This window comes from Nocardioides sp., assembly GCF_044226765.1.
In the GTDB taxonomy this organism is placed as follows: Bacteria; Actinomycetota; Actinomycetes; order Propionibacteriales; family Nocardioidaceae; genus Nocardioides.
Genome location: NZ_JBGAGJ010000002.1, coordinates 295172 through 316936 on the forward strand (window position 1 = coordinate 295172; position 21765 = coordinate 316936).

The following is a 21765-nucleotide window of genomic DNA, read 5'->3' on the forward strand; positions in this document are numbered from 1 at the left end:
CCCTGACCGAGGAGCATTCCTAGGATCGGAGGGCATGAAGCCTGGACGTGCCCTGGTCGGACTCGGATCGGTCGCAGTGCTGGTCGCTGCGGGCCTGGTGGTGGTGACCTCCCCGTTCGCGGAGGCCGGCCCCGGCCGAGCGCCGGACGGCGCCCGAGCGTCGTTGCGCGCCGATGCCCAGGGGTCACTGACGCTGCGCCCCGGCTTCGTCGGGGTCCCGGCGGCGAGCTCGGTCGACAACCCGGCCGTCACGCCGGCGACGTCGCCGGCCGCGGCCGCTCGGGCCCACCTGCGGCGCTACGGCGGCGCGATCGGCGTCGCGCCGGACGGCCTGGTCCTGCGTTCGGTGACCCGCACCGTGGCCGGTCAGGACTCCGTGCGCTTCGCCCAGCAGGTCGACGGCGTCCCGGTCGTCGGCGGCGAGGTCGTCGTCGGTCTGCGAGACGACCGCGAGCTCGGCTCCGCGCTGGCGACGGTCTCGCACCAGGAGCAGGCCGCGGCCCCGGTCGTGTCCGAGCGGGCTGCGTCCGCCACGGCCCGCGCTCTCACCGCCCGGGCCTCGGGCGTCCCGGCCCGCGACCTCGCCGTCCGGACCGCCGGCCGCTGGCTGCTCGACCCGCGGGTCCTGGGGGCGCCGGCCCGCCTCGGCACGCACACCGTGTGGCGCTTCGACGTCGGCGACGGTGCGGGCGTCCGCCGCCTGGTGATGGTCGACGTCGTGACCGGCGCCGTGGTGATGAACCTGGACGCCATCGAGGGCATCGACCGGGTCATCTGCGACAACAACAACGTCGCGGTCGCGAGCGCGTCCCCCTGCACCTCGGGCTTCGCCCGGACCGAGGGAAGTGGCGCCAGCGGCGTCACGGACGTCAACAGGGCCTTCGAGTACGCCGGCGCGGTCTCGACCTTCTACGACCAGATCGGCGGCATCGACCTCACCGACACCCTGGGCATCACGATCAGCGGGGTCAAGAAGCTCGCCTCGACGGTCCGCTTCTGCTACACCGGCAAGACCTGCCCGTACGCCAACGCCTTCTGGAACGGGCAGCAGATGTACTACGGCGACACCTACGCCAGCGCCGACGACGTGGTCGGGCACGAGATGACCCACGGCATCGTCGACCACAGCTCCGAGCTCTTCTACTGGGGCCAGTCGGGTGCGATCAACGAGTCGATGGCCGACATCATGGGCGAGATCGTGGACCACCGGTACGCCACGGCGGGCGACTCGGCGAACGACTGGCGGCTCGGCGAGGACCTGCCGATCGGGGCGATCCGCGACCTGCAGGACCCCACCCTGCACGGCCAGCCGGACAAGATGACGAGCGCGAGCTACACCGCGAACCTCTCGTACAGCGACAACGCCGGCGTCCACACCAACAGCGGGGTGGGCAACAAGACGGCGTACCTCATCTCCCAGGGCGGCACCTTCAACGGGCAGACGGTCACCGGCATCGACGGCGCCGACGCCGGCCTGACGAAGACCGCGACGCTCTACCTCGACGCGATCGAGTCGCTCACGTCCGGGAGCGACTACGCCGACCTCGCGGCGGTGCTCGACCAGAGCTGCCAGGACCTCGTGGGGACCCACGGCTTCACGCAGGCGAACTGCACCAACGTGCACGCGGCGGGTCTCGCGACCGAGCTGACCACCTCCCCGCCGAACGCGCCCCAGCCGGCCGACGCCCCCGCGACCTGCCCGACGGGCAAGGCCAAGCGGGTGCTCTTCGACAGCGAGACCGGCAGCCCGTCGACCAAGTTCGCCGCCGGGTCGACCTGGACCCGGGACCCGGTCCCGGGCTGGGGCAGCAACGCGACCTCGGCGCCGGCGTCCTGGTTCTCCTACGAGCCCTCGAGCGTCGCTTCGAGCTCCCTGACGGCGGCCACACCCATCAAGCTGCCGTCCGGTCAGTCCAGCTACCTGTGGTTCCAGCACTGGCGGGTGCTCGACTTCGACGGCTCCGGGTTCTACGACGGCGGCCGGGTCGAGGTCAACGGGTCGAGCGTGAGCGGCTTGCCGTGGGTGAACGGGCCGTCCGAGACGATCTCGAGCAGCTTCGGCAACCCGATCGGCGGGCAGCTGGCGTTCGGCGGCGACAGCCACGGCTTCGTCGCGAGCCGCGTCGACCTCTCGTCCTTCGCCGGGCAGTCGGTCACCCCGCGGTTCACCATGTACACCGACTCGTCGGTCTCCTACTTCGGCTGGTTCGTCGACGACGTGCGGGTCTACACCTGCGACGTCATCAAGAACGTCACCAAGCCGTCGATCAGCGGCACGGCGAGGGTCGGCAAGAGACTGACGGCGAAGCCGGGCACCTGGACGCCGCCGGGTGTGAAGCTCACCTACCGGTGGTTGCGCAACGGCGCGGCGATCCGCGGCGCCACGGCGAGGACCTACCAGCCCGTCCGGGCCGACACGGGCAAGAGGATCGCGGTCAAGGTGACCGCCTCGAAGACCGGGACGCGGTCGGTGTCGGCGACGTCGAGGGCGGTGGGTCCGGTGCGGGCCTGACGGCCACCCCGAGCGGGGGAGGGCGCTGGTAGAACTGCGCCCATGAGCCCGCCCCGTCCCGAGCCGCAGCCCGAGCTGCTGCCGGGGCTGGTCCGGGCCGAGGTGCGCCGGTCCCGGGCCCGCACGGCGGCTGCCCGCGCCCAGCGTGCGGCCGCCGCCGAGCCGGCCGCGGTCGACCCGGTCGCCCGGGTGCTCGTCGACGTGCCGCTGGCCCACCTCGACAGCCCGTTCGACTATGCCGTGCCGGCCACCATGGCCGACACGGCCCGGCCGGGGGCCCGCGTCAAGGTCCGGTTCGCCGGGCAGGACGTCGACGGGTTCGTCGTCGCCCGGGCAGCCGCCAGCGACCACTCCGGCCGGCTCACGCCGTTGCGCCGCGTGGTGAGTGCCGAACCCGTCCTCGCCCCCCAGGTCGCCGCCCTCGCCGGCGAGCTGGCCGCGCGCTACGCCGGCACCCGGTCCGACGTGCTCCGCCTGGCCGTCCCGGCCCGGCACGCGGCGACCGAGAAGCAGCCGTCCCCGCCGGCGCCCGACCTGCCGGCGTACGACGAGGCCGCCGCCGTGGCCGCCTGGACCGACCACGAGCCGGCGGCCGCCTACCTGCGCCACCTCGCCGACGGCGGCAGCCCCCGGGCGGTGTGGGCCGCGGCCCCGGCGACGGACTGGCCGCTGCTGGTGGCCCACGCCGCGGCCGCGACCCGCGCCTCGGGCCGTGGCGTGCTCGTGTGCGTGCCGGACGGCAAGGACGTGGCCCGGGTCGGCGCGGCCCTGACCGCGGTGCTCGGCCCCGACCAGCACGTCGCCCTCACCGCGGACGCCGGTCCGGCGCGCCGCTACCGGGACTTCCTGGCCGTCAGCCGCGGCGCGCGCCGGGTGGTGGTCGGCACCCGGGCCGCGGCCTTCGCGCCGGTCGCGGACCTCGGGCTCGTCGTCTGCTGGGACGACGGCGACGACCTGCACGCCGAGCCGCGTGCGCCCTACCCCCACACCCGGGAGACGCTGCTGCTGCGCGCGGAGCGCGAGGGCGCGGGCGCGCTGGTCGGCGGCTTCGTGCGCACCGTGGAGGGCGACTACCTCCTGCGCACCGGGTGGGCCCAGGAGCTCGGCGCGACCCGGGAGGCGCGCCGTCGGGTCACGGTGGCGGTCGTGGGCGAGCCCGACGCCCGCTCCCGCGGGGGCCGGGTTCCGCACGAGGTGCACGCCGCGGTCAAGCAGGCCCTGCCGTCGGGCCCGGTGCTCGTGCAGACCCCGCGCCTGGGCTACGTCACCGCGCTGGCGTGTGCCCGCTGCCGCACGCCGGCGCGCTGCCTCGCCTGCCGGGGGCCACTCGCCCTCGGCAGCCCCACCGACCCACCCTCGTGCCGGTGGTGCGGGACGGCCGCGCCGTCCTGGGCGTGCCCCGAGTGCGGGCACCGCGGCCTGCGGGCCCCGGTCCTGGGCGACGCCCGCACCGCCGAGGAGCTCGGTCGCGCCTTCCCCGGCACGACGGTGCGCACCAGCTCGGGCGACCGCGTGCTGGCGACCCTCTCGAGTGCCTCGGAGATCGTGGTCGCGACCCCGGGCGCCGAGCCGGTGGCAGCAGAGGGGTACGCCGCCGTGGTGCTGCTCGACACCTGGCTGCTGCTCTCCCGGGTGGACCTGCGTGCGCAGGAGGAGGCGTTGCGCCGGTGGGCGAACGCCGCCGCGCTCGTCCGGCCGGGCGGCCGGGTGGTCGCCGTCGGTGACCCGGGGGAGCCGGCCCTGCAGGCCCTGGTGCGGTGGGACCCGGCCGGGTTCGCCGCCCGCGAGGCGGCCGAGCGCGGTGAGGCCCACCTGCCTCCGGCCAGCCGGCTCGCGACGATCACCGGGGAGCCGGGTGCGGTCGACGACGCGCTCACCCTGCTGGTCCCGCCGGACGGCGCCGAGGTGCTCGGTCCGGTCGACCTCGCCGACGGTGAGTGCCGCGCGGTCGTCCGGGTCCCGCGCGCCCGGGGCGCTGCGCTGTCCGCGGCGCTCGGGGAGCTCCAGCGCGTGCGGTCGGCTCGCAAGCTGGACGCCGTGCGGGTGCAGGTCGACCCGCAGACGCTGTGAGGCGCCCTCCTAGGATGTCCGCGTGGCCGTTTCCCCGATCCGCCTCTTCGGTGACCCGATCCTGCGCAAGCCGGCGCTCGAGGTCGTCGACTTCGACAAGGAGCTGCGGCGCCTGGTCGAGGACCTGACCGACACCATGCTGGACGCCCCGGGCGCCGGCCTGGCCGCACCCCAGATCGGGGTCGGGCTGCGAGTGTTCACCTGGAACGTCGAGGGCGAGGTGGGCCACCTGGTGAACCCGCGCCTCGAGCTCTCCCCGGAGGTCCAGGACGGCCCGGAGGGCTGCCTGTCGATCCCGGACCTCACCTTCGACTGCCGCCGGGCGCTCTCGGTCGTGGCACACGGCTTCGACCAGCACGGCGAGCCGGTCGTCATCTCCGGCTCCGAGCTGCTCGCCCGGGCCATCCAGCACGAGACCGACCACCTCGACGGGGTCTTGTTCATCGACCGCCTCGACACCGAGGCCCGCAAGGCGGCGATGCGGGCGATCCGCGAGTCCGAGTGGTTCGGGCTGGAGCAGCCGACGGTCAAGGTGTCCCCGCACGCGACCCGCGGCCTGGGGTTCTGACGCCCGTGCGCGTGGTCTTCGCGGGCACCCCCGAGGTCGCCCTCCCGTCGCTGGACGCCATCGTCGCGTCGCGCCACGAGCTCGTCGGTGTGGTGACCCGCCCCGACGCGCCCACCGGCCGGGGCCGCCGGCTCACCCCCAGCCCGGTCGCCGAGCGAGCCGCGGAGCTCGGCGTCCCGGTCCTCACCCCCGAGCATCCCCGCGACCCCGACTTCCAGGCCGCGCTCCGCGACCTCGCGCCGGCGTGCTGCCCGGTCGTCGCCTACGGCGCCCTGCTCCCGCAGTCGGCCCTCGACATCCCCCCGCTGGGGTGGGTCAACCTGCACTTCTCCGCCCTGCCGGCCTGGCGCGGGGCCGCCCCCGTCCAGCACGCGATCTGGGCCGGCGACGAGGTCACCGGCGCCACGACGTTCCGGATCGTCAAGGAGCTCGACGCCGGACCGACCTTCGGCGTGATGACCGAGCGGATCCGCCCCGACGACACCGCCGGCGACCTGCTGGCCCGGCTCGCCGAGGGCGGGGCCGGGCTCCTGCTGGCGACGCTGGACGGGCTCGAGGACGGCTCCGTGGAGGCTCGGCCGCAGCAGGTCGACGGGGTCTCCTACGCCCCCAAGATCGAGACCGCGCACGCGCGGGTCGACTGGAGTGACCCGGCGGTCGCGATCGACCGGCAGGTGCGCGCCTGCACCCCCGCACCCGGCGCCTGGACGACGTACGACGGCCAGCGGCTCGGGCTCGGGCCGGTGACGCTCACCGACGCCGACCTCGGGCCCGGCGAGCTCGCGGTGACCAAGCGCGAGGTGCTCGTCGGCACCGGCACGTCGGCGGTCCGGCTCGGCGACGTGCGGCCCGTCGGCAAGCGCCAGATGCCTGCCGCCGACTGGGCGCGAGGCGTCCGGGTGGCGTCCGGCACGCGGATGGAAGCGGGTTCGGTGTGAAAGCCGTGGGGGCTGTCGATACGGTCACCCCATGAGCGGGCCGTCCATCTCTCGGGAGTCGTGGAAGCCTGCCTCGGATGGCTGACCGCCCGAGCCGGCGCTCGGGGAGCCGACCCGGCGCCGCGGGGACCGGCCACGGTGCCGCTGGTGCGGCGCCCCTGCGCCGCGGCGTGGACCCGCTGCGCCTGGCCGCCTACGAGGTGCTCAAGGCGGTCCGCGTGGACGGCGCCTACACCAACCTGGTGCTGCCGTCGGTGCTGCGGCAGTTCGACCTGCACGGCCGCGACGCCGCGTTCGTCACCGAGCTCGCGTCGTCGACGATCCGCCTCCAGGGCGCCTACGACGCGATCCTCGCCACCTGCGTCGACCGGCCGCTGAGCAAGGTCGAGGCCAAGGTGCTCGACGCCCTGCGGCTGGGCTGCCACCAGCTGCTGTCGATGCGGGTGCCGCCACACGCCGCGATCAGCACGACCGTCGACCTGGTCCGGGCGAAGGCCACCTCGGGGGCCGGGGGCTTCGCCAACGCGGTGCTGCGCCGCGTCGCCCGGCAGGACCTCGCGGCCTGGCTCGCCGAGGTCGCGCCCGACCCGCGGCGCGCCGAGACCCGGCACCACTCGATCGTCTACAGCCACCCGCGCTGGGTGGTCGAGGAGCTGGCAGCGGCCGTGCGGCCCGGCGAGCTGGAGGCGCTGCTGGCCGCCGACAACGTGCCGCCCCGGGTCACGCTGGTCGCGCGTCCGGGACGGGCCGCGCGTGACGAGCTTCCGGGCGAGCCGACGCCGTTCTCGCCGTACGGCGTGGTGCTGGCCGGCGGGGATCCGGGGGACGTCCCGGCGGTCGTCGAGGGCCGTGCCGGGGTGCAGGACGAGGGTTCCCAGCTGGTCGCGATCGCGGCGGCGGCCGCCCCGCTCGAGGGCCGCGACGAGCACTGGCTCGACCTGTGTGCCGGCCCCGGCGGCAAGGCCGCGCTGCTCGCGGCACTCGCCGCCGAGCGCGGTGCGCGGATCGTCGCCAGCGAGCGCCAGGAGCACCGCGCGGTCCTGGTCCAGCGGGCGGTGCGCGGCGCCGACGGGGTCGCCGCGGTCGTCACCGCGGACGGTACGGCGCCGCCGTACCGCCACGGCGTCTTCGACCGGGTGCTCGTCGACGCCCCGTGCACCGGGCTCGGGGCGCTGCGGCGGCGTCCCGAGGCCCGCTGGCGCCGGCGCGCCGACGACCTGCTGACGCTGGTGCTGCTGCAGCGCCGGCTGGTGTCCTCCGCCCTGGACCTGGTGCGTCCGGGCGGTGTCGTGCTCTACGCGACCTGCTCGCCGGTCCTCTCCGAGACCGCCGGCGTGGTCCGGTCGGTCCTGGAGGCGCGCAGCGACGCCCGGCTGGAGGACGCCACCGGCCTGCTGGGCGTGCCGGACTGTGCCGGACCGGTGCCCGGCACGCTGCAGCTGTGGCCGCACCGGCACGGCACGGACGCGATGTTCATCGCGCTGCTGCGCAAGGTCGGGCCGGCCGGCTCCCAGCTCGGCTGACCCAGGTCGGGGCTAGTCGAGCACGTGCCGCAGGTAGCGGCCCGGGGCGTCGAGGTAGGCCTTCCAGTGCCGGACGAGCTCGAGCTCGTCCCACCTGGTCTCGCGCAGGCCCCACTCACCGACCTCGAGGATCGTCGCCCCGGGCATCGCGGCGAGCACGGGCGAGTGGGTGGCGCAGAGCACCTGGCCGCCGTCCTCGACCACGGCACCGAGCGTCGAGATCAGACCGAGGGTGGAGGAGAAGGACAGGGCCGCCTCCGGCTCGTCGAGGCAGTAGAAGCCCGAGGAGTCGAAGCGCGTCCGGAGCACCTCGAGGAACGACTCGCCGTGGCTCATCTCGTGGAACTGCGGGTCGCGGCGGCCGGCGTCCTGGGGCCCGGGGTTGTCCTCGAGGTAGCTGTAGAAGCCGTGCATCGTCTCGGCCCGCAGGAAGAACCCCCACCGCCCGGCGCCCAGGCCCCGCTGCAGCCGCAGGGTGCGACCCAGCGGCGACTCCGACGCCCGGGTCGCGTGCCGGCTGCCGGTGGAGCCGCCCTCCGCCCCGAGGCCGTAGGCCATGGCGATCGCCTCGACGAGGGTCGACTTGCCCGAGCCGTTCTCACCGACCAGGAAGGTGACGAACGGCGAGAGGTCGAGTCCCTCGCGGGCGAGCTGGGCGACGGCCGGGATCGTCATCGGCCAGGCGCCGGGGTCCAGGGGGCGCTCGGGGTCCACCTCCACGCGCACGACGGGCGGCTGGTCGAAGTCCACGTCCGCACCGTACGGCGCACCACCCCCTAGATTGGCGACCATGGCCTCGAAGGCGCCCTCGGTGGAGATCGAGGTCGACGACCGCGTGGTGCGGGTGTCCAACCCCGACCGCGTCTACTTCCCGGCGTCCGGCGCGACCAAGCTGGACCTGGTCGAGTACTACCTCGCCGTCGGGCCGGGCATCGTCAACGCTCTCTACGAGCGGCCGTGCATGCTGCACCGGTTCCCGAAGGGGCTCGCGGGCGACAAGGTCCACCAGAAGCGGCTGCCCGCCGGCGCGCCACCGTGGGTGGAGACCGTCCGGCTGTACTTCCCGCGCTGGGGCCGCACCGCCGACGAGCTCTGCGTCACCGAGCTCGGCTCGGTCATCTGGGCGGTGCAGATGTCGACGGTGGAGTTCCACCCGTGGAACAGCCGGCGCCCCGACACCGAGCAGCCCGACGAGTGGCGCATCGACCTCGACCCCGGGCCGCTCTGCGACTTCGACACCGTCCGCCGCGTCGCGCACGTCGCGCACGAGGTGCTCGACGAGCTCGGCGCGGTGGGCTACCCCAAGACGAGCGGCAGCAAGGGCATGCACGTCTACGTGCGGATCGCGCCCGACCACGGCTTCCAGGACGTCCGTCGGGCCGCGCTGGCCTTCGCCCGCGAGGTCGAGCGCCGCGCGCCCGAGGACGTCACGACCACGTGGTGGAAGAAGGACCGCGACCCCCACCAGCTCTTCGTCGACTACAACCAGAACACCCGCGACCACACCATCGCGGCGGCGTACTCGGTCCGTGGCCTGCCCGACGCCCGCGTGTCGACCCCGATCCGCTGGGACGAGGTCGACGACGTCGACCCGCGCGACCTCACGATCTTCACGGTGCCGGACCGGTTCGCCGAGATCGGCGACCTGCACGCCGACATCGACGACCACGTCTTCGACATCGCACCGCTGCTGGAGTGGGCCGAGCGCGACGAGGCCGCCGGGGTCGCGACCCCGGCCGATCCCGAGGAGGACTGATGCGCACCCCGTCCAGGATGCTGGTGGCCGACGAGCCGCTCGCGTGCGTCGTGTGCCGCGGCGACCTGTTCACCCGGCGCTCGATCACGCTGACGACCGCCGGGTTCGCGAACACCGGGTTCAACAAGGAGGTCGACGCGGTCACCTGCGGCCGGTGCGGCTACATCCACCAGTTCGTGGTCGGCTGCGTCCTTGAGGTGCCGCCCGAGGAGTGAGGGGGCAGCTCGCCGAGGGCGTGCTGCTGGACCGCCTAGACTGACCGGCCGTGGGCATCCAGATCACCCCGAGCATCCTCAACGCCGACTTCGCCCGGCTGGGGGAGGAGGTCGCGCGGATCGGGAGCGCCGACTGGGTGCACGTCGACGTCATGGACAACCACTTCGTCCCGAACCTCACCTTCGGCCCCGCGATGGTCGAGGCGCTCGCACGCAGCACCGACGTCCCGCTCGACGCCCACCTCATGATCGAGGACGCCGACCGCAACGCGCTCGCGTACGTCGAGGCCGGCTGCGGTTCGGTGACCTTCCATGTCGAGGCGGCGAAGGCACCGGTCCGCCTGGCCCGCGAGATCCGCAGCCACGGTGCGCGGGCGGCGATGGCGCTGAAGCCGGCCACGCCCGTCGACCCCTACGAGGACCTCCTGCCCGAGCTCGACATGCTCTTGGTGATGACGGTCGAGCCCGGCTTCGGCGGGCAGACGTTCCTGGACCTGTGCCTGCCGAAGATCCGCCGCGCGCGGGAGCTGATGGACAAGCACGGCGTCGAGACCTGGCTGCAGGTCGACGGCGGCGTCTCGCTGGAGACGATCGAGCGCTGCGCCGAGGCGGGCGCGGACGTCTTCGTCGCCGGCTCGGCCGTCTACTCCGCCGACGACCCCGACGCGATGGTTGCCGCCCTGCGCGCCCGCGCCGAGGCCGCCGCCGACTGACGCTCGCAGGCGCCGGCCCGGACGCGGCCTCCCACCTGGTTGCCCGTGACGTCATGCGGTGTGGCTCTCGGGGCGACCGGCTCGTATGACGTCCCGGGGGGGGCGGGCCGGGGATGTCATGCGGTGTGGTGGTGGGGGCGACCGGCTCGTATGACGTCCGGCGGGCGGGCCGGGGACGTCATGCGGTGTGGCTGTCGGGGCGACCGGCTCGTATGACGTCCGGGGGGCGGGCCGGGGATGTCATGCGGTGTGGCTGCCGGGGCGGCCGGCTCGTATGACGTCCGGGGGGCGGGCCGGCGGCCGCGGACCGGGCAGCCGACCCTCGGTGTGACCCGTCCCACGCCGACCGGCGCTGCGGGCTGTGGCACACTCGACCCGACGAGTGAACACACTCGCGTGCTCTGGGGTCGGTGAAATCCCGAACCGGCGGTGATAGTCCGCGACCCGGTCACAGCCAGTGACCGGTTGACCAGGTGGAACTCCTGGACCGACGGTCAAAGTCCGGATGGGAAGCGCACGCTGGGTGGTCACGCGGGCACGCGCCCGCGGTCGACCGTCCGTCCGCCCCGGAGTCCGCGACCGGACCCGGAGGACGTGAGATGGGCACCAGCCCCGCCGAGCAGGACGCGATGCGTCGCGCGCTCGCGCTGGCGGCCACGCCCGGCGTCCCGACCGGCCCCAACCCGCGCGTCGGCTGCGTGCTCCTCGACGACGCCGGCGGCACCGTCGCGGAGGGCTTCCACCGCGGGGCGGGCACCCCGCACGCCGAGGCCGACGCCCTGGCCCGCGCCGGCCACCGGGCCCGGGGGACGACCGCGGTGGTCACGCTCGAGCCCTGCAACCACCACGGGCGCACCGGGCCGTGCGCCCGGGCGCTGGTCGACGCCGGCGTACGTCGGGTGGTCTTCGCCCAGGCCGACCCGAACCCGGTGGCCGCCGGCGGTGCCGCGACGCTGCGGGCGGCGGGCGTCGAGGTCGAGGCCGGGCTGCTGGCCGACGAGGCACGGACGCTGAACGAGGTCTGGACCTTCGCGGTCGAGCACCGGCGCCCGTTCGTCACCTGGAAGCTCGCGACCACCCTCGACGGCCGCAGCGCCGCCGCCGACGGCACCAGCCGCTGGGTGAGCTCGGTGGCCGCCCGCCGCGACACCCACCGGTTGCGGGCACAGTGCGACGTGATGCTGGTCGGCACCACCACCGTCGAGGTCGACGACCCGCTGCTCACCGTCCGCGACGCCGACGACCGGCCGCTCCCGCACCAGCCGCTGCGCGTCGTGATGGGGGAGCGCGACCTCGACCCCGGACACCGCATCTTCGCTCCGGTGCCAGGGGTCGACGCCGAGTCCCTCCACCTGCGCACCCGCGACCCGCACGCGGCGCTGGCCGACCTGTTCGCGCGCGACCGCCAGCACGTGTTCCTCGAGGGCGGCCCGACCCTGGCCGCGGCCTTCCTGCGCGCGGGCCTGGTCGACGAGGTCGTCGCGTACGTCGCGCCGATGTTCCTGGGCGCCGGCCGGTCGTCGGTCGGCGACCTCGGAATCACCACGATCGGCGACGCGTTCCGCCCCCGGGTCACCGACATCACGGTGCTCGACGCCGCCGAGGGCGACGAGCCCAACGTGCGCCTCACCCTCGCCCCTACGCGCCCGTCCGCGGGCCCGGTCACCCCCAGGGAGGACTGACATGTTCACCGGCATCGTCGAGGAGCTCGGCACCGTCGCCGCCGTCGAGGACCAGGGCGACGCGATCCGCCTCACCGTCCGCGCGGCCACCGTGCTCGAGGACGTCGCCCTGGGCGACTCCATCGCGGTCAACGGCTGCTGCCTCACGGTCGCGACGCTCGGCGACGGCACCTGGACCGCCGACGTCATGCAGGAGACGCTCGACAAGACCAGCCTGCACGGCGTCCGTCCGGGCGACCCCGTCAACCTCGAGCGCGCCGTGACCGCCGCCACGCGGCTCGGCGGGCACATCGTGCAAGGTCACGTCGACGGCGTCGGCACGGTCGTGAGCCGCACGCCCAGCGAGCACTGGGAGGTCGTGGAGGTCGCCCTGCCGCACCCCGCCGAGCGGGGGAGCCTGGCGCGCTACCTGGTGGACAAGGGCTCGATCACGGTCGACGGTGTGAGCCTGACCGTCGTGACGGCCGGCGACGACCGCTTCACGGTCAGCCTGATCCCCGAGACGCTCGCGCGGACCACCCTCGGCACCCGGCAGCCCGGCGACCGGGTGAACCTCGAGGTCGACGTCATCGCCAAGCACGTCGAGCGGCTGCTCGCCTTCCGGGAGGCCTCGGCATGAGCCTGACCGCCCTGTACGACGCCCACCTGACCGTCGCCGGCCACCCGATCACCTGGCGCGAGATCGTCGGCAACGCCTTCGGCTTCGCGTCGGCGGTCGGCGGCCTGCGGCGGCGCGTGTGGGCCTGGTCGGTCGGGATCGTCGGCAACGTGCTCCTGTTCACCGTGTTCGTGGCCGCGACCTTCGACGCGCAGGCCCAGCAGCCGCTCTTCGGCCAGGCCGGCCGGCAGGTCTTCTTCATCATCACCAGCGTCTACGGCTGGCACCGGTGGCGGGCGCAGCAGCGCCTGCACGGCGGCGGGGACGCCCCCGCCATCGACCCCCGCTGGGCGACCGCTCGGGAGCGGCTGCGCTACCTGGTGGCGGGCCTGGTCGGCGTGGTCGTCTGCCAGTGGGCGTTCGCGCTGGTCGGCGCCGGCTGGCCGGCGCCGCGCTGGTACTACTGGTGCGACGCCTGGATCTTCGTCGGCTCGATCCTGGCGACCTACGCGATGGCCCGTGGCTGGAACGACTTCTGGCTGATGTGGCTCGCCGTCGACGCGGTCGGGGTGCCGCTGCTGTGGCACTCCGGCTACTACCCCTCGGCGGTCCTCTACGTCTTCTACGGCGCCCTGTGCGTCGCCGGGTTCGTCACCTGGTGGCGGGCGACCCGGGCGACCTCGCCCACGGGGGATCCCCTCGAGTCCCAGGAGGTGGCTGCATGAGCCAGCACGACAAGATCCGCCTCGACAGCGTCGAGCGGGCGATCGCCGACATCGCCGCCGGCAAGGCGGTCGTCGTCGTCGACGACGAGGAGCGCGAGAACGAGGGCGACATCATCTTCGCCGCCAGCAAGGCGACCCCGGAGCTGATGGCCTTCACGATCCGCTACAGCAGCGGCGTCATCTGCGTCCCCATGCCCGCCGACATGCTCGACCGGCTCGAGATCCCGCTGATGACGCCGCACAACAAGGACAAGCTGCGCACGGCGTACACGATCTCGGTCGACGCCCGCGACGGCGTCACGACCGGGATCTCCGCCGCCGACCGGGCGCACACCGTGCGGGTGCTGGCCGACTCGGCGACGGAGCCGTGGGAGATCACCCGGCCCGGACACGTCTTCCCCCTCCGCTACCGCGAGGGCGGCGTGCTCGTGCGACGCGGGCACACCGAGGCGGCCGTCGACCTCGCGACGCTCGCGGGCCTGACCCCTGCCGGCGTCCTGGTGGAGGTCGTGAACGACGACGGGACCATGAAGCGCGCACCGGAGCTGCGTGCCTTCGCCGACGAGCACGGCCTCGCGATGATCTCGATCGACGACCTGGTCCGCTACCGGCGCCGTCACGAGAACCTGGTCGAGCGCGTCGCCGAGACGCGCCTGCCCACGCGGCACGGGGACTTCACGGCCTACGGCTACCGGATCACCGTCGACGACTCCGAGCACATCGCCCTCGTGCACGGCGACATCTCCGGGCCGGCGCCGGTCCTCACCCGGGTGCACTCGGAGTGTCTGACCGGTGACGTCTTCGGCAGCCACCGGTGCGACTGCGGCCCGCAGCTCGAGGAGGCCCTGGCCCGGGTCGTCGAGGAGGGTCGCGGCGTGGTCGTCTACCTGCGTGGGCACGAGGGCCGCGGTATCGGCCTGGTCGCCAAGCTGCAGGCCTACCAGCTCCAGGACGGCGGCCGCGACACCGTCGACGCCAACCTCGACCTCGGTCTCCCGGCCGATGCCCGCCACTACGGCACCGCGACGCAGGTGCTCCGCGACCTCGGAGTCACCAGCGTGCGGCTGATGACCAACAACCCCGACAAGGTCGAGAACCTCGAGGACTTCGGCGTCCACGTCGCCGCGCGGGTCCCGCTGACACCGCACCCCAACGACCACAACATCGCCTACCTGCTCACCAAGCGGGACCGGATGGGTCACGACCTGCCCCACCTGACCGACGACCTGACCGACGACCTCACCCAGGACGGAGCCTGAGATGGCCGGACACGGCGCCCCCGACGCGGAGACCTTCGACGCGAGCGGCCTGCGGGTCGCGGTCGTCGCGGCGAGCTGGCACACCGAGGTCATGGACGGCCTGATCGCGGGCTCCCTGCGGGCGCTGCGGGACTTCGACGCCCGCGCGCGCGTGGTCCGGGTGCCCGGCACGTTCGAGCTGCCCGTCGTCGCCGGCGCGCTCGCCGCGCAGGGGTACGACGCGGTCGTGGCCCTCGGCGTGGTCGTGCGAGGTGGCACGCCCCACTTCGAGTACGTCTGCAGCGCCGCGACCGACGGCCTCACCCGCGTCGCGCTCGACCACTCCGTCGCCGTCGGGTTCGGCGTGCTCACCTGCGACACGGACGAGCAGGCACTGGACCGCGCCGGTCTCGAGGGGTCCCGCGAGGACAAGGGCTACGAGGCCACGGCGGCCGCCCTGCTCACCGCCCGGACCCTCGCGGAGCTGGCGGCCGGCACGCCGTAGGGTGGTCGGCTGTGAAGACGTTCGACGAGCTCTGGGCCGAGCTGAGCGACAAGGCGCGGTCCCGCCCCGAGGGGTCCGGCACGGTGCGTCAGCTCGACGCCGGTGTCCATGCCTGCGGGAAGAAGCTGGTCGAGGAGGCCGCGGAGTCCTGGATGGCCGCCGAGCACGAGGGACGCGACCGTGCCGCCGAGGAGATCAGCCAGCTGCTCTACCACGCCCAGGTGCTGATGCTCGCCACCGGCATCGAGCTCGACGACGTCTACGCCCACCTCTAGAGGAAGCCCCGATGGCCCTGCTCCGCATCGCGGTCCCCAACAAGGGGTCGCTCTCCGTCGCCGCGTCCGAGATCCTGCGCGAGTCCGGCTACCGCCAGCGCGAGGACGCCAAGCAGCTCACCCTGACCGACGCCGAGAACGACGTCGAGTTCTTCTACCTGCGCCCGCGCGACATCGCGCTCTACGTGGGGGAGGGCACCCTCGACGTCGGCATCACCGGCCGCGACCTGCTCCGTGACTCCGGCGCCAAGGCGGAGGAGGTGATCGGCCTCGGCTTCGGCCGCAGCCGGTTCCGCTTCGCCGGTCCGGCCGGCGTGTTCACCGACCTGAGCCAGCTCGCGGGGCAGCGGATCGCGACGTCGTACGTCGGCGTGGTGCGGTCGTTCCTCGAGGAGCACGGCATCGAGGCGACCGTGACCCGGCTGGACGGCGCCGTCGAGACTAGCATCCAGCTCGGGGTCGCCGACGTCATCGCGGACGTCGTGGAGACGGGCAGCACGCTGCGGCAGGCCGGCCTGGAGACGTTCGGGGAGACGATTCTGGAGTCCGAGGCTGTGCTCGTCACCCGCAGTGGCGCGGTGCCCGACGGCTTCGAGGTGTTCAAGCGACGCATCGAGGGCGTCCTGGTCGCCCGCAGCTACGTGATGATGGACTACGACATCCCCAGCGACCGGGTGACCGAGGCGGTCCGCCTGACGCCGGGCATCGAGAGCCCGACCGTCGCGCCGCTGCACCGCGAGGGCTGGTCGGCCGTGCGCGCCATGGTCCCGCGCGACGGCGCCCAGCGGCTGATGGACGAGCTCTTCGAGATCGGCGCCCGTGGCATCCTCCTCACCGACATCCATGCCTGCCGCCTCTGAGCCCCTGACCCTGCCGCGCAGCTGGCGCCCGTACGGCGTCCGGCTGGCCGGCGCCGTCCTCGGCGGGGGGCTGCTGATGATCTGCGCGGTCACGTGGTTCACCTTCGACCAGGAGACCCGCGACAAGTTCACGATCTTCCAGAAGCTGACGCTCATCGCGATCGGCATCGGGATCTTCCTGCTCTTCCACGCCCTGGTGCGCTCCCGCGTGCTCGCCACCGAGGACCGGCTCGTCGTCGTCAACGGCTACCGCCGCCACGACTACGAGTGGGCGCAGGTGGTCGCGGTGCGGTTCCCCGCCGGCGCCCCGTGGGTCACCCTCGACCTCGCCGACGGCACCACCGCGGCCGCCATGGGCATCCAGGGCTCCGACGGCACCCGGGCCCGCCGCGCCGCCAGGGAGCTGCGCGGGGTCCTCGAGGAGCGCACCCACCCCTGACCCCGCTGGGCCGGCCTGGCGGGGTGAGGCGGTCAGGGATTTCCTGACGTTGTCAGGGGTTGCAACCACTGACAACGTCATGAACCCCCTGACAACCCCGGATGAATCCCCGGCTGACCGGGGATTCATCCACCCGGTCCGACAGTCTCAGAGCGCCCGGATCCCCCAGGACACGGAGACGTCCTCGCCCGGGGCGAGCACGATGAGGTCCTCGCCGCTGCGGAACGCGTCGGCGCGGGCGGTGAGCGGCTCGACGGCCAGGGACCGGCGCTCGCGCCCGGGGACGTCGTCGGCGGTGAAGGCCTGGGCCCAGCGGTGCCGCTCGTCCATCCACAGGGCCACGCCCCGCCCGCTGCGGGGGTCGGTGAGCACCACGGTCGCCGTGCCGTCCTCGCCGCGGGCCAGGTCGGTGAAGGCGTCGTCGAGAGCCAGGTCGCGCAGCGGTCGGGCGATGCGGAAGTCGTACGGCGTCGCGTCGACGGGCTCGACCCCGACCGGCAGCAGCCGGTCGTCGACCAGCGACCGGGTCGCGGCGGGGAGGGTGAGCTCCCACCCGTCCACCGGTCCGGGGCCGACGGTCAGGTAGGGGTGCGCGCCGCTCGCGTACGGCGCCGGCTCGCCGGCCAGGTTCGTGGCCGACTGCGTGACCGTCAGCCCGTCGGCGGACAGGTCGTAGACCACGCGCAGGTCCAGCGTCCACGGATAGCCGCTCTGCGCCATCAGCCGGTAGGTCAGGGAGACCGAGCGGGTGGTGTGCTCCTCGAGCGACCAGGCCGTCCAGCGCACCAGGCCGTGGGACGCGTTGTGCCGTGCCGGCTCGCTGAGGGGCAGCCGGAGGTCGCGGCCGCCGAACGCGTACTCCCCGTCGCGGATGCGGTTGGGCCAGGGCACGAGGAGCTGGCCGCACCCCGAGGTCGCCATCTGGTCGGCCGCGAAGCCGTCGACCAGCGCCTGCCCGTCGTGCTCGAGCACCCGCAGCCCGCCACCGCACTCGGTGACGACCGCGCGGTAGCCTCCGGCGACGATCTCGAACTGGTCACCACTGGGCGCGAGCATGGGCCGAAGCCTAGGAGACGACGAGGTCGGCCCGCTCCCGCGCCCCGGTGTGGGCGAAGTGGGCATCCTCGGCCGCCGCCCAGGTCCGCAGCCTCTCCTCCATGGCGGCCCCGTCGCGGGCGACGGCGCGGGCCAGGCGGAGGTCGGTCGGCGCCTCGACCCACACCAGGACCGTCGTGAGCTCGCCGAGCGCGGGGCACCAGGCGCCGACACCCTCCACGACGAGCACCGGCCGCGGCGCCACGACCACCTCGCCGGCGTACCGTCCGGCCTGCCAGTCGTAGCGGCGGTAGCGGCCCGGGCGCCCGACGGTCAGCGGCTCCAGCAGCCCGCGGAGCGCGACGTCGATGCGCGGCAGGCCGTCCCAGCCGTCGTACATCGCGTCGAGGTGCACGACGCGCACGTCGGGCGACAGCCGCGCGAGCGCGGTGGCCAGCGTGGTCTTGCCGGAGCCCGAGGGACCGTCGATGCTGACCAGGCGGCCGGGTCCGAGCGTCGGGGGGCGCGAGAGCGCGAGCCGCAGCACCTGCTCCGCAGCCGCGCCCGCGTCAGAAGACCTGGCCACACCCGCGGTAGGTCGGCACGGCGTCGACCAGCTCGTCCCCGGCGAGCAGGTGGACGATCGTCGCGTGCTCGAAGACCTCGCCGGACTTCGCGTGGCGGAACCAGACGAGGTCGCCGATCCGCAGCGCGGCCGCGGACGGCCCGGTCAGCGGTGTCTGGACCTCGCCGGCACCCTCGAGGCCCGTGAGCCGCAGCCCGGCCGGCGCCCAGGGGGTCGGCAGCCGGTCGGCCCCGGCGGCACCGGATGCGGACAGGCCGCCCCCGTGCACCGTCGCCACGTCTCGCGCCGGCTTGCGGGTGACCGGGAGGCCGAAGTACGACGCCGGCCGCGGCTCGAAGGAGCGGTAGTGGTCGAACAGCGTCGGCACGAGCAGGCCCGACCCCGCGGCGACCTCGGTGACGACCGGGTCCGCGGCGGTCTCCTCGACCGACCCCGAGCCGCCGCCGTTCCAGAACTCCAGGTCCGTGAGCGTCGCGAGGGCGTCGGCGACCTCCCGGCGCCGCACCGCCAGCTGGCCGATCGAGAGGGCCTTGATGCGCCGGATCATCGCCGAGCGCGTCCGCGCCTGCGGCACGGCGTCCTGCACCCCGGCGACCTGTCCCTCGTAGGTCATCGCCCCGACCAGCCGGAAGCCGCTGCGGCCCACGACCTCGCGCGCCAGCGCGACCACCGACGACACGTCGGTCAGGGGCGAGCGCTTCGGCCCCACGTGCTGCCCGGCGACCTGCAGGCCGGCGTCGACGTCCAGGGCGACGCGGACCGGCACGGTGGGGGAGAAGCGCACCGAGTCGACGACGTCGAGGTGGGCGACGTCGTCGACCATCAGCGTGATCGCGGCCGCGGCCGAGGGAGAGGCGACCAGCTCGGCGAGGGCCCCCCGGTCGACGGTGGGGTAGGCGACGACCACGTCGTCGCTGATGCCCTGCTCGTGCAGCCAGAGCGCCTCGCGCAGGCTGTAGGCCAGCACGCCCTGGAAGCCCTCGTGCGCCAGCGCCCGCTCGATCAGGGCGGGGACCCGCAGCGACTTCGACGCCACGCGCACCGGCTTGCCGTGGGCGCGTCGGACGAGGTCGTCGGCGTTGGCGTCGAACGCGTCGGTGTCGACGACGAAGACGGGGGTCGGCAGCGGCACCCCCTGCTTGGCGACCGCGTCGTCGAGGCGCGACCAGAGCAGGTTGCGGTCGACGGCGGTCGGCCCGTGCAGGGTGCCCATCAGGTGATGCCTCGCTTGCGGAGGATGGCCTCGATCTCGGCCATCTCGGGGTCGGTGTCGGTGACCGCGCTCCTGCGGGAGCCGCGGTCGCGGGTGTCTGCGGACGGCAGCGCGGGGGTGGCGTCGTCTCCCGTCCCGAGCCGGCGTGAGCGCATCATGCCCGACCCGACGATCAGCGCGACGCCGATTCCGCCGATCACGACGCCGAGCCAGACGGTCGGGCTCAGCACCAGGTGCGTCGCCCAGCTGGTGACCGCGTCGACGATGCGGGTGAACATCTGCAAGGTGTCGGTCAGGTAGGCAGCGAGCGGCAGGAGCGTGAACCCGAGTGCCCGCAGGCCCGCTGTCGCCCCGTGCCGCCGGAAGGCGGACCAGGTCCAGATCCCTCCGAGCACCGTCAGGCTCAGCGTCAGTGCTGCCCAGGCTGCGTCGTCCACGTCGTCCAGCGTCGCACACGACCCACGAGACCTCGGCCCGGAGCGGCCCGAGTCGTCGCCGGCGGCGCGGTCCCGGCACACTGGTCCGGTGACCGAGCCCGGCGCGGAGCCCCGCGCGATCCCCGACCCTGGCTTCGCCGAGGACGACGGCTCGGCCCCGCCGGAGGTGTCCCGGGCACTTGCTGGGTGGGTGGCCGGGTCCACGACGTACGCCGGGGCGCTCGGCACGCTGCAGCGCTCCCGGGTGCTGGTGCCCGTCGTCGCCGTCCTGGGCGAGCTGGAGGAGGGCGGCCCCGGGCCGGCCCGGGAGAAGACGAGCGAGATGGTGACGCCGCTGCTGCACGGCGCGGACGGCCGCCAGGCGCTGCTGGCCTTCACCAGCACCCAGGCCCTGTCGGTGTGGAACCCCGAGGCCCGACCGGTCCCGGTGGCCACCCCCGAGGCGGCCCGGTCCGCGCTCGAGGCCGGGGCCGCCGCCCTGGTGGTCGACATCGCCGGGCCGGTGCGGTTCGTCGTGGAGGGCGAGGACCTGCTCGGCCTCGCCGAAGGGTGGAGCCTGGCTCGGGTGGGCGGGCAGAGCGCCTGGATTCGGCCGATGGCGGAGTGATCGAGTAGCATCGTCGTTCGACCGATCGGGATCGTCGCGTGCGGCGGCTCCGATCCACAAGCGGAGGCTTGCACGATCGCCTCCCACCCGCACCGACCGCCGTTGCAGCAGGCAGGCAGCACAGGTCGTCGGGTCCGGTCCGGCAGGGGCCTCGGCCTCTCCTGGTGGCGTGCCCCGTGTGGGGAGCGTCGGACTGGCTTCCGCTTGCTGACAGCGGGAGCCTTTCGTCCTCTTCACCCCCTCGGGGGCGGTGGGAGGGCGGGGTGACCGACCGTATGGCCACAGGAGGACACATCAGCACCGAGCTGCGTATCAACGACCGGATCCGGGTTCCCGAGGTCCGTCTCGTTGGACCCAACGGGGAGACCGTGGGCATCGTCCCCACGGACCAGGCGCTCAAGCTCGCCCAGGAGGCGGACCTCGACCTCGTCGAGATCGCCCCGCAGGGCAAGCCGCCCGTCTGCAAGCTCATGGACTACGGCAAGTTCAAGTACGAGAACGCGCAGAAGGCCCGTGAGGCACGCCGCAACCAGACGAACGTGATCATCAAGGAGATGAAGCTTCGTCCCAAGATCGACTCGCACGACTACGAGACCAAGAAGGGTCACGTCGTGCGGTTCCTCAAGGCCGGCGACAAGGTCAAGATCACGATCATGTTCCGCGGTCGTGAGCAGCACCGACCCGAGCTGGGCTTCCGGCTGCTCCAGCGGCTCGCGGAGGACGTCACCGACCTCGGCTTCGTCGAGTCCGCGCCCAAGCAGGACGGTCGCAACATGGTCATGGTGCTCGGGCCGCACAAGAAGAAGGCCGACGCCAAGGTCGAGATGCAGGCCGCGAAGGAGTCCCGCGCCGCCGAGCGCGCCGCCGACCAGGCGGCCGAGCGGGCCGAGCGCGACGCCGCGCACGCCGCCGGTCCGGTGGCGGCGAAGAAGGAGCGCCGACGCTCGGAGAACCTCGACCCCGAGATCGACGCCTGAGACCACACCGGCCACACACCGGCCACACACGGTACGGACGAGAAGAGAGAGACAGATGCCGAAGAACAAGTCGCACTCCGGTGCGAGCAAGCGCTTCCGCGTGACGGGGTCGGGCAAGATCCTGCGGGAGAAGACCGGCAAGCGGCACAACCTGGAGAAGAAGCCCAGCAAGGTCACCCGTCGCATGAGCGGCACGACCGAGGTCGCCAAGGCCGACGTCCCGCGCGCGAAGAAGATGCTGGGGCTCTGACCCTCGCCCGCACCCACCCGGACGTCGCGCCCGTCGCGGCACC

24 protein-coding genes and 1 riboswitch are annotated in these 21765 nt (G+C 74.0%); of the genes, 19 read left to right on the forward strand and 5 right to left on the reverse strand.

What is annotated here, in order from left to right:
* Positions 1 to 34: 34 nt before the first annotated feature.
* The 5 genes from ACILRH_RS06235 to ACILRH_RS06255 all read left to right on the forward strand — a co-directional run bounded on the left by ACILRH_RS06235 (position 35) and on the right by ACILRH_RS06255 (position 7611).
* Positions 35 to 2512 (forward strand): M4 family metallopeptidase, encoded by a 2478-nt coding sequence (locus ACILRH_RS06235; protein ID WP_395691639.1) that lies wholly within the window; start codon positions 35 to 37, stop codon positions 2510 to 2512.
* Between the two features lie 42 nt (positions 2513 to 2554).
* Positions 2555 to 4582: a primosomal protein N' gene (locus ACILRH_RS06240; protein ID WP_395691641.1), complete on the forward strand. Its 2028-nt coding sequence runs from the start codon at positions 2555 to 2557 to the stop codon at positions 4580 to 4582.
* A 22-nt stretch (positions 4583 to 4604) separates the two neighbouring features.
* A complete protein-coding gene (gene def / locus ACILRH_RS06245; RefSeq protein ID WP_395691643.1) occupies positions 4605 to 5150 on the forward strand; it encodes a peptide deformylase in 546 nt (181 codons plus the stop codon).
* 5 nt (positions 5151 to 5155) lie between these two features.
* On the forward strand, positions 5156 to 6088 hold the full coding sequence (gene fmt / locus ACILRH_RS06250; RefSeq protein ID WP_395691645.1) for a methionyl-tRNA formyltransferase: 933 nt from the start codon (positions 5156 to 5158) through the stop codon (positions 6086 to 6088).
* A gap of 77 nt (positions 6089 to 6165) precedes the next feature.
* Positions 6166 to 7611, forward strand: coding sequence for an RsmB/NOP family class I SAM-dependent RNA methyltransferase (locus ACILRH_RS06255; protein WP_395691647.1), 1446 nt, complete (start codon positions 6166 to 6168; stop codon positions 7609 to 7611).
* 12 nt (positions 7612 to 7623) lie between these two features.
* Here ACILRH_RS06255 and ACILRH_RS06260 read toward each other — a convergent pair whose 3' ends face one another.
* Entirely contained in the window at positions 7624 to 8361 is a 738-nt protein-coding gene (locus ACILRH_RS06260; RefSeq protein ID WP_395691649.1) for an AAA family ATPase, read from the reverse strand.
* Positions 8362 to 8401: 40 nt separating this feature from the next.
* Between ACILRH_RS06260 and ligD the strand changes: the two genes are divergently transcribed.
* The 11 genes from ligD (at position 8402) to ACILRH_RS06315 (ending at position 16617) form a co-directional block, all read left to right on the forward strand.
* Positions 8402 to 9367, forward strand: a complete 966-nt coding sequence (gene ligD / locus ACILRH_RS06265) for a non-homologous end-joining DNA ligase (protein WP_395691650.1) — start codon at positions 8402 to 8404, stop codon at positions 9365 to 9367.
* The gene (locus ACILRH_RS06270) at positions 9367 to 9582 is read left to right on the forward strand and encodes a hypothetical protein (RefSeq protein WP_395691652.1); all 216 of its coding nucleotides are present in this window, start codon (positions 9367 to 9369) and stop codon (positions 9580 to 9582) included. Before ligD ends, ACILRH_RS06270 begins: the two co-directional genes overlap by 1 nt.
* Before the next feature lie 50 nt (positions 9583 to 9632).
* Positions 9633 to 10295, forward strand: coding sequence for a ribulose-phosphate 3-epimerase (gene rpe / locus ACILRH_RS06275; RefSeq protein ID WP_395691653.1), 663 nt, complete (start codon positions 9633 to 9635; stop codon positions 10293 to 10295).
* Positions 10296 to 10687: 392 nt separating this feature from the next.
* Positions 10688 to 10817: riboswitch (FMN riboswitch) on the forward strand.
* 77 nt (positions 10818 to 10894) lie between these two features.
* A complete protein-coding gene (ribD, locus tag ACILRH_RS06280; protein ID WP_395691655.1) occupies positions 10895 to 11977 on the forward strand; it encodes a bifunctional diaminohydroxyphosphoribosylaminopyrimidine deaminase/5-amino-6-(5-phosphoribosylamino)uracil reductase RibD in 1083 nt (360 codons plus the stop codon).
* A gap of 1 nt (position 11978) precedes the next feature.
* Positions 11979 to 12596, forward strand: coding sequence for a riboflavin synthase (locus ACILRH_RS06285; RefSeq protein ID WP_395691657.1), 618 nt, complete (start codon positions 11979 to 11981; stop codon positions 12594 to 12596).
* A complete protein-coding gene (gene pnuC, locus ACILRH_RS06290; RefSeq protein ID WP_395691659.1) occupies positions 12593 to 13300 on the forward strand; it encodes a nicotinamide riboside transporter PnuC in 708 nt (235 codons plus the stop codon). The genes ACILRH_RS06285 and pnuC overlap by 4 nt, the downstream gene beginning before the upstream one ends.
* Entirely contained in the window at positions 13297 to 14559 is a 1263-nt protein-coding gene (locus ACILRH_RS06295; protein ID WP_395691660.1) for a bifunctional 3,4-dihydroxy-2-butanone-4-phosphate synthase/GTP cyclohydrolase II, read from the forward strand. Before pnuC ends, ACILRH_RS06295 begins: the two co-directional genes overlap by 4 nt.
* 1 nt (position 14560) lies before the next feature.
* Positions 14561 to 15043: a 6,7-dimethyl-8-ribityllumazine synthase gene (gene ribH, locus ACILRH_RS06300; protein ID WP_395691661.1), complete on the forward strand. Its 483-nt coding sequence runs from the start codon at positions 14561 to 14563 to the stop codon at positions 15041 to 15043.
* Between the two features lie 11 nt (positions 15044 to 15054).
* Positions 15055 to 15318: a phosphoribosyl-ATP diphosphatase gene (locus ACILRH_RS06305; protein WP_395691662.1), complete on the forward strand. Its 264-nt coding sequence runs from the start codon at positions 15055 to 15057 to the stop codon at positions 15316 to 15318.
* 11 nt (positions 15319 to 15329) lie between these two features.
* Positions 15330 to 16178 carry an ATP phosphoribosyltransferase gene (gene hisG / locus ACILRH_RS06310; protein WP_395691664.1) on the forward strand — a complete coding sequence of 283 codons (849 nt, stop codon included), beginning with the start codon at positions 15330 to 15332 and terminating at the stop codon, positions 16176 to 16178.
* Positions 16162 to 16617, forward strand: coding sequence for a PH domain-containing protein (locus tag ACILRH_RS06315; RefSeq protein WP_395691666.1), 456 nt, complete (start codon positions 16162 to 16164; stop codon positions 16615 to 16617). The genes hisG and ACILRH_RS06315 overlap by 17 nt, the downstream gene beginning before the upstream one ends.
* A gap of 147 nt (positions 16618 to 16764) precedes the next feature.
* On the opposite strand, the gene ACILRH_RS06320 is transcribed toward ACILRH_RS06315, so the two are convergent.
* From ACILRH_RS06320 to ACILRH_RS06335, 4 genes are read right to left on the reverse strand one after another with little or no spacing between them, the layout of a single operon-like run.
* Positions 16765 to 17673 carry an aldose 1-epimerase family protein gene (locus ACILRH_RS06320; RefSeq protein ID WP_395691668.1) on the reverse strand — a complete coding sequence of 303 codons (909 nt, stop codon included), beginning with the start codon at positions 17671 to 17673 and terminating at the stop codon, positions 16765 to 16767.
* Positions 17674 to 17683: 10 nt separating this feature from the next.
* Complete coding sequence (locus ACILRH_RS06325) at positions 17684 to 18238, reverse strand: uridine kinase (RefSeq protein WP_395691670.1); 555 nt, start codon at positions 18236 to 18238, stop codon at positions 17684 to 17686.
* Positions 18222 to 19451, reverse strand: coding sequence for an amino acid deaminase/aldolase (locus tag ACILRH_RS06330; protein WP_395691671.1), 1230 nt, complete (start codon positions 19449 to 19451; stop codon positions 18222 to 18224). The genes ACILRH_RS06325 and ACILRH_RS06330 overlap by 17 nt, the downstream gene beginning before the upstream one ends.
* Positions 19451 to 19888 carry a hypothetical protein gene (locus ACILRH_RS06335; protein ID WP_395691672.1) on the reverse strand — a complete coding sequence of 146 codons (438 nt, stop codon included), beginning with the start codon at positions 19886 to 19888 and terminating at the stop codon, positions 19451 to 19453. The genes ACILRH_RS06330 and ACILRH_RS06335 overlap by 1 nt, the downstream gene beginning before the upstream one ends.
* 88 nt (positions 19889 to 19976) lie before the next feature.
* Between ACILRH_RS06335 and ACILRH_RS06340 the strand changes: the two genes are divergently transcribed.
* The 3 genes from ACILRH_RS06340 (at position 19977) to rpmI (ending at position 21722) form a co-directional block, all read left to right on the forward strand.
* Positions 19977 to 20495: an SseB family protein gene (locus ACILRH_RS06340; RefSeq protein WP_395691674.1), complete on the forward strand. Its 519-nt coding sequence runs from the start codon at positions 19977 to 19979 to the stop codon at positions 20493 to 20495.
* A 275-nt stretch (positions 20496 to 20770) separates the two neighbouring features.
* On the forward strand, positions 20771 to 21472 hold the full coding sequence (infC, locus tag ACILRH_RS06345) for a translation initiation factor IF-3 (RefSeq protein WP_395692081.1): 702 nt from the start codon (positions 20771 to 20773) through the stop codon (positions 21470 to 21472).
* Positions 21473 to 21527: 55 nt separating this feature from the next.
* Positions 21528 to 21722 carry a 50S ribosomal protein L35 gene (gene rpmI, locus ACILRH_RS06350; protein ID WP_395691676.1) on the forward strand — a complete coding sequence of 65 codons (195 nt, stop codon included), beginning with the start codon at positions 21528 to 21530 and terminating at the stop codon, positions 21720 to 21722.
* Positions 21723 to 21765 lie beyond the last annotated feature (43 nt).

Bases quoted from the DNA above. Each gene is read 5' to 3' on its own strand.
- ACILRH_RS06240 (WP_395691641.1), top strand. From the start codon at position 2,555: ATGAGCCCGCCCCGTCCCGAGCCGCAGCCCGAGCTGCTGCCGGGGCTG.
- ACILRH_RS06235 (WP_395691639.1), top strand. From the start codon at position 35: ATGAAGCCTGGACGTGCCCTGGTCGGACTCGGATCGGTCGCAGTGCTG.
- rpmI (WP_395691676.1), top strand. From the start codon at position 21,528: ATGCCGAAGAACAAGTCGCACTCCGGTGCGAGCAAGCGCTTCCGCGTG.
- pnuC (WP_395691659.1), top strand. From the start codon at position 12,593: ATGAGCCTGACCGCCCTGTACGACGCCCACCTGACCGTCGCCGGCCAC.
- ribH (WP_395691661.1), top strand. From the start codon at position 14,561: ATGGCCGGACACGGCGCCCCCGACGCGGAGACCTTCGACGCGAGCGGC.
- ACILRH_RS06295 (WP_395691660.1), top strand. From the start codon at position 13,297: ATGAGCCAGCACGACAAGATCCGCCTCGACAGCGTCGAGCGGGCGATC.
- ACILRH_RS06330 (WP_395691671.1), bottom strand. From the start codon at position 19,451: ATGGGCACCCTGCACGGGCCGACCGCCGTCGACCGCAACCTGCTCTGG.
- ACILRH_RS06320 (WP_395691668.1), bottom strand. From the start codon at position 17,673: ATGCTCGCGCCCAGTGGTGACCAGTTCGAGATCGTCGCCGGAGGCTAC.
- ACILRH_RS06315 (WP_395691666.1), top strand. From the start codon at position 16,162: ATGCCTGCCGCCTCTGAGCCCCTGACCCTGCCGCGCAGCTGGCGCCCG.
- hisG (WP_395691664.1), top strand. From the start codon at position 15,330: ATGGCCCTGCTCCGCATCGCGGTCCCCAACAAGGGGTCGCTCTCCGTC.
- ligD (WP_395691650.1), top strand. From the start codon at position 8,402: ATGGCCTCGAAGGCGCCCTCGGTGGAGATCGAGGTCGACGACCGCGTG.
- ribD (WP_395691655.1), top strand. From the start codon at position 10,895: ATGGGCACCAGCCCCGCCGAGCAGGACGCGATGCGTCGCGCGCTCGCG.
- infC (WP_395692081.1), top strand. From the start codon at position 20,771: ATGGCCACAGGAGGACACATCAGCACCGAGCTGCGTATCAACGACCGG.
- ACILRH_RS06255 (WP_395691647.1), top strand. From the start codon at position 6,166: ATGGCTGACCGCCCGAGCCGGCGCTCGGGGAGCCGACCCGGCGCCGCG.
- ACILRH_RS06270 (WP_395691652.1), top strand. From the start codon at position 9,367: ATGCGCACCCCGTCCAGGATGCTGGTGGCCGACGAGCCGCTCGCGTGC.
- ACILRH_RS06285 (WP_395691657.1), top strand. From the start codon at position 11,979: ATGTTCACCGGCATCGTCGAGGAGCTCGGCACCGTCGCCGCCGTCGAG.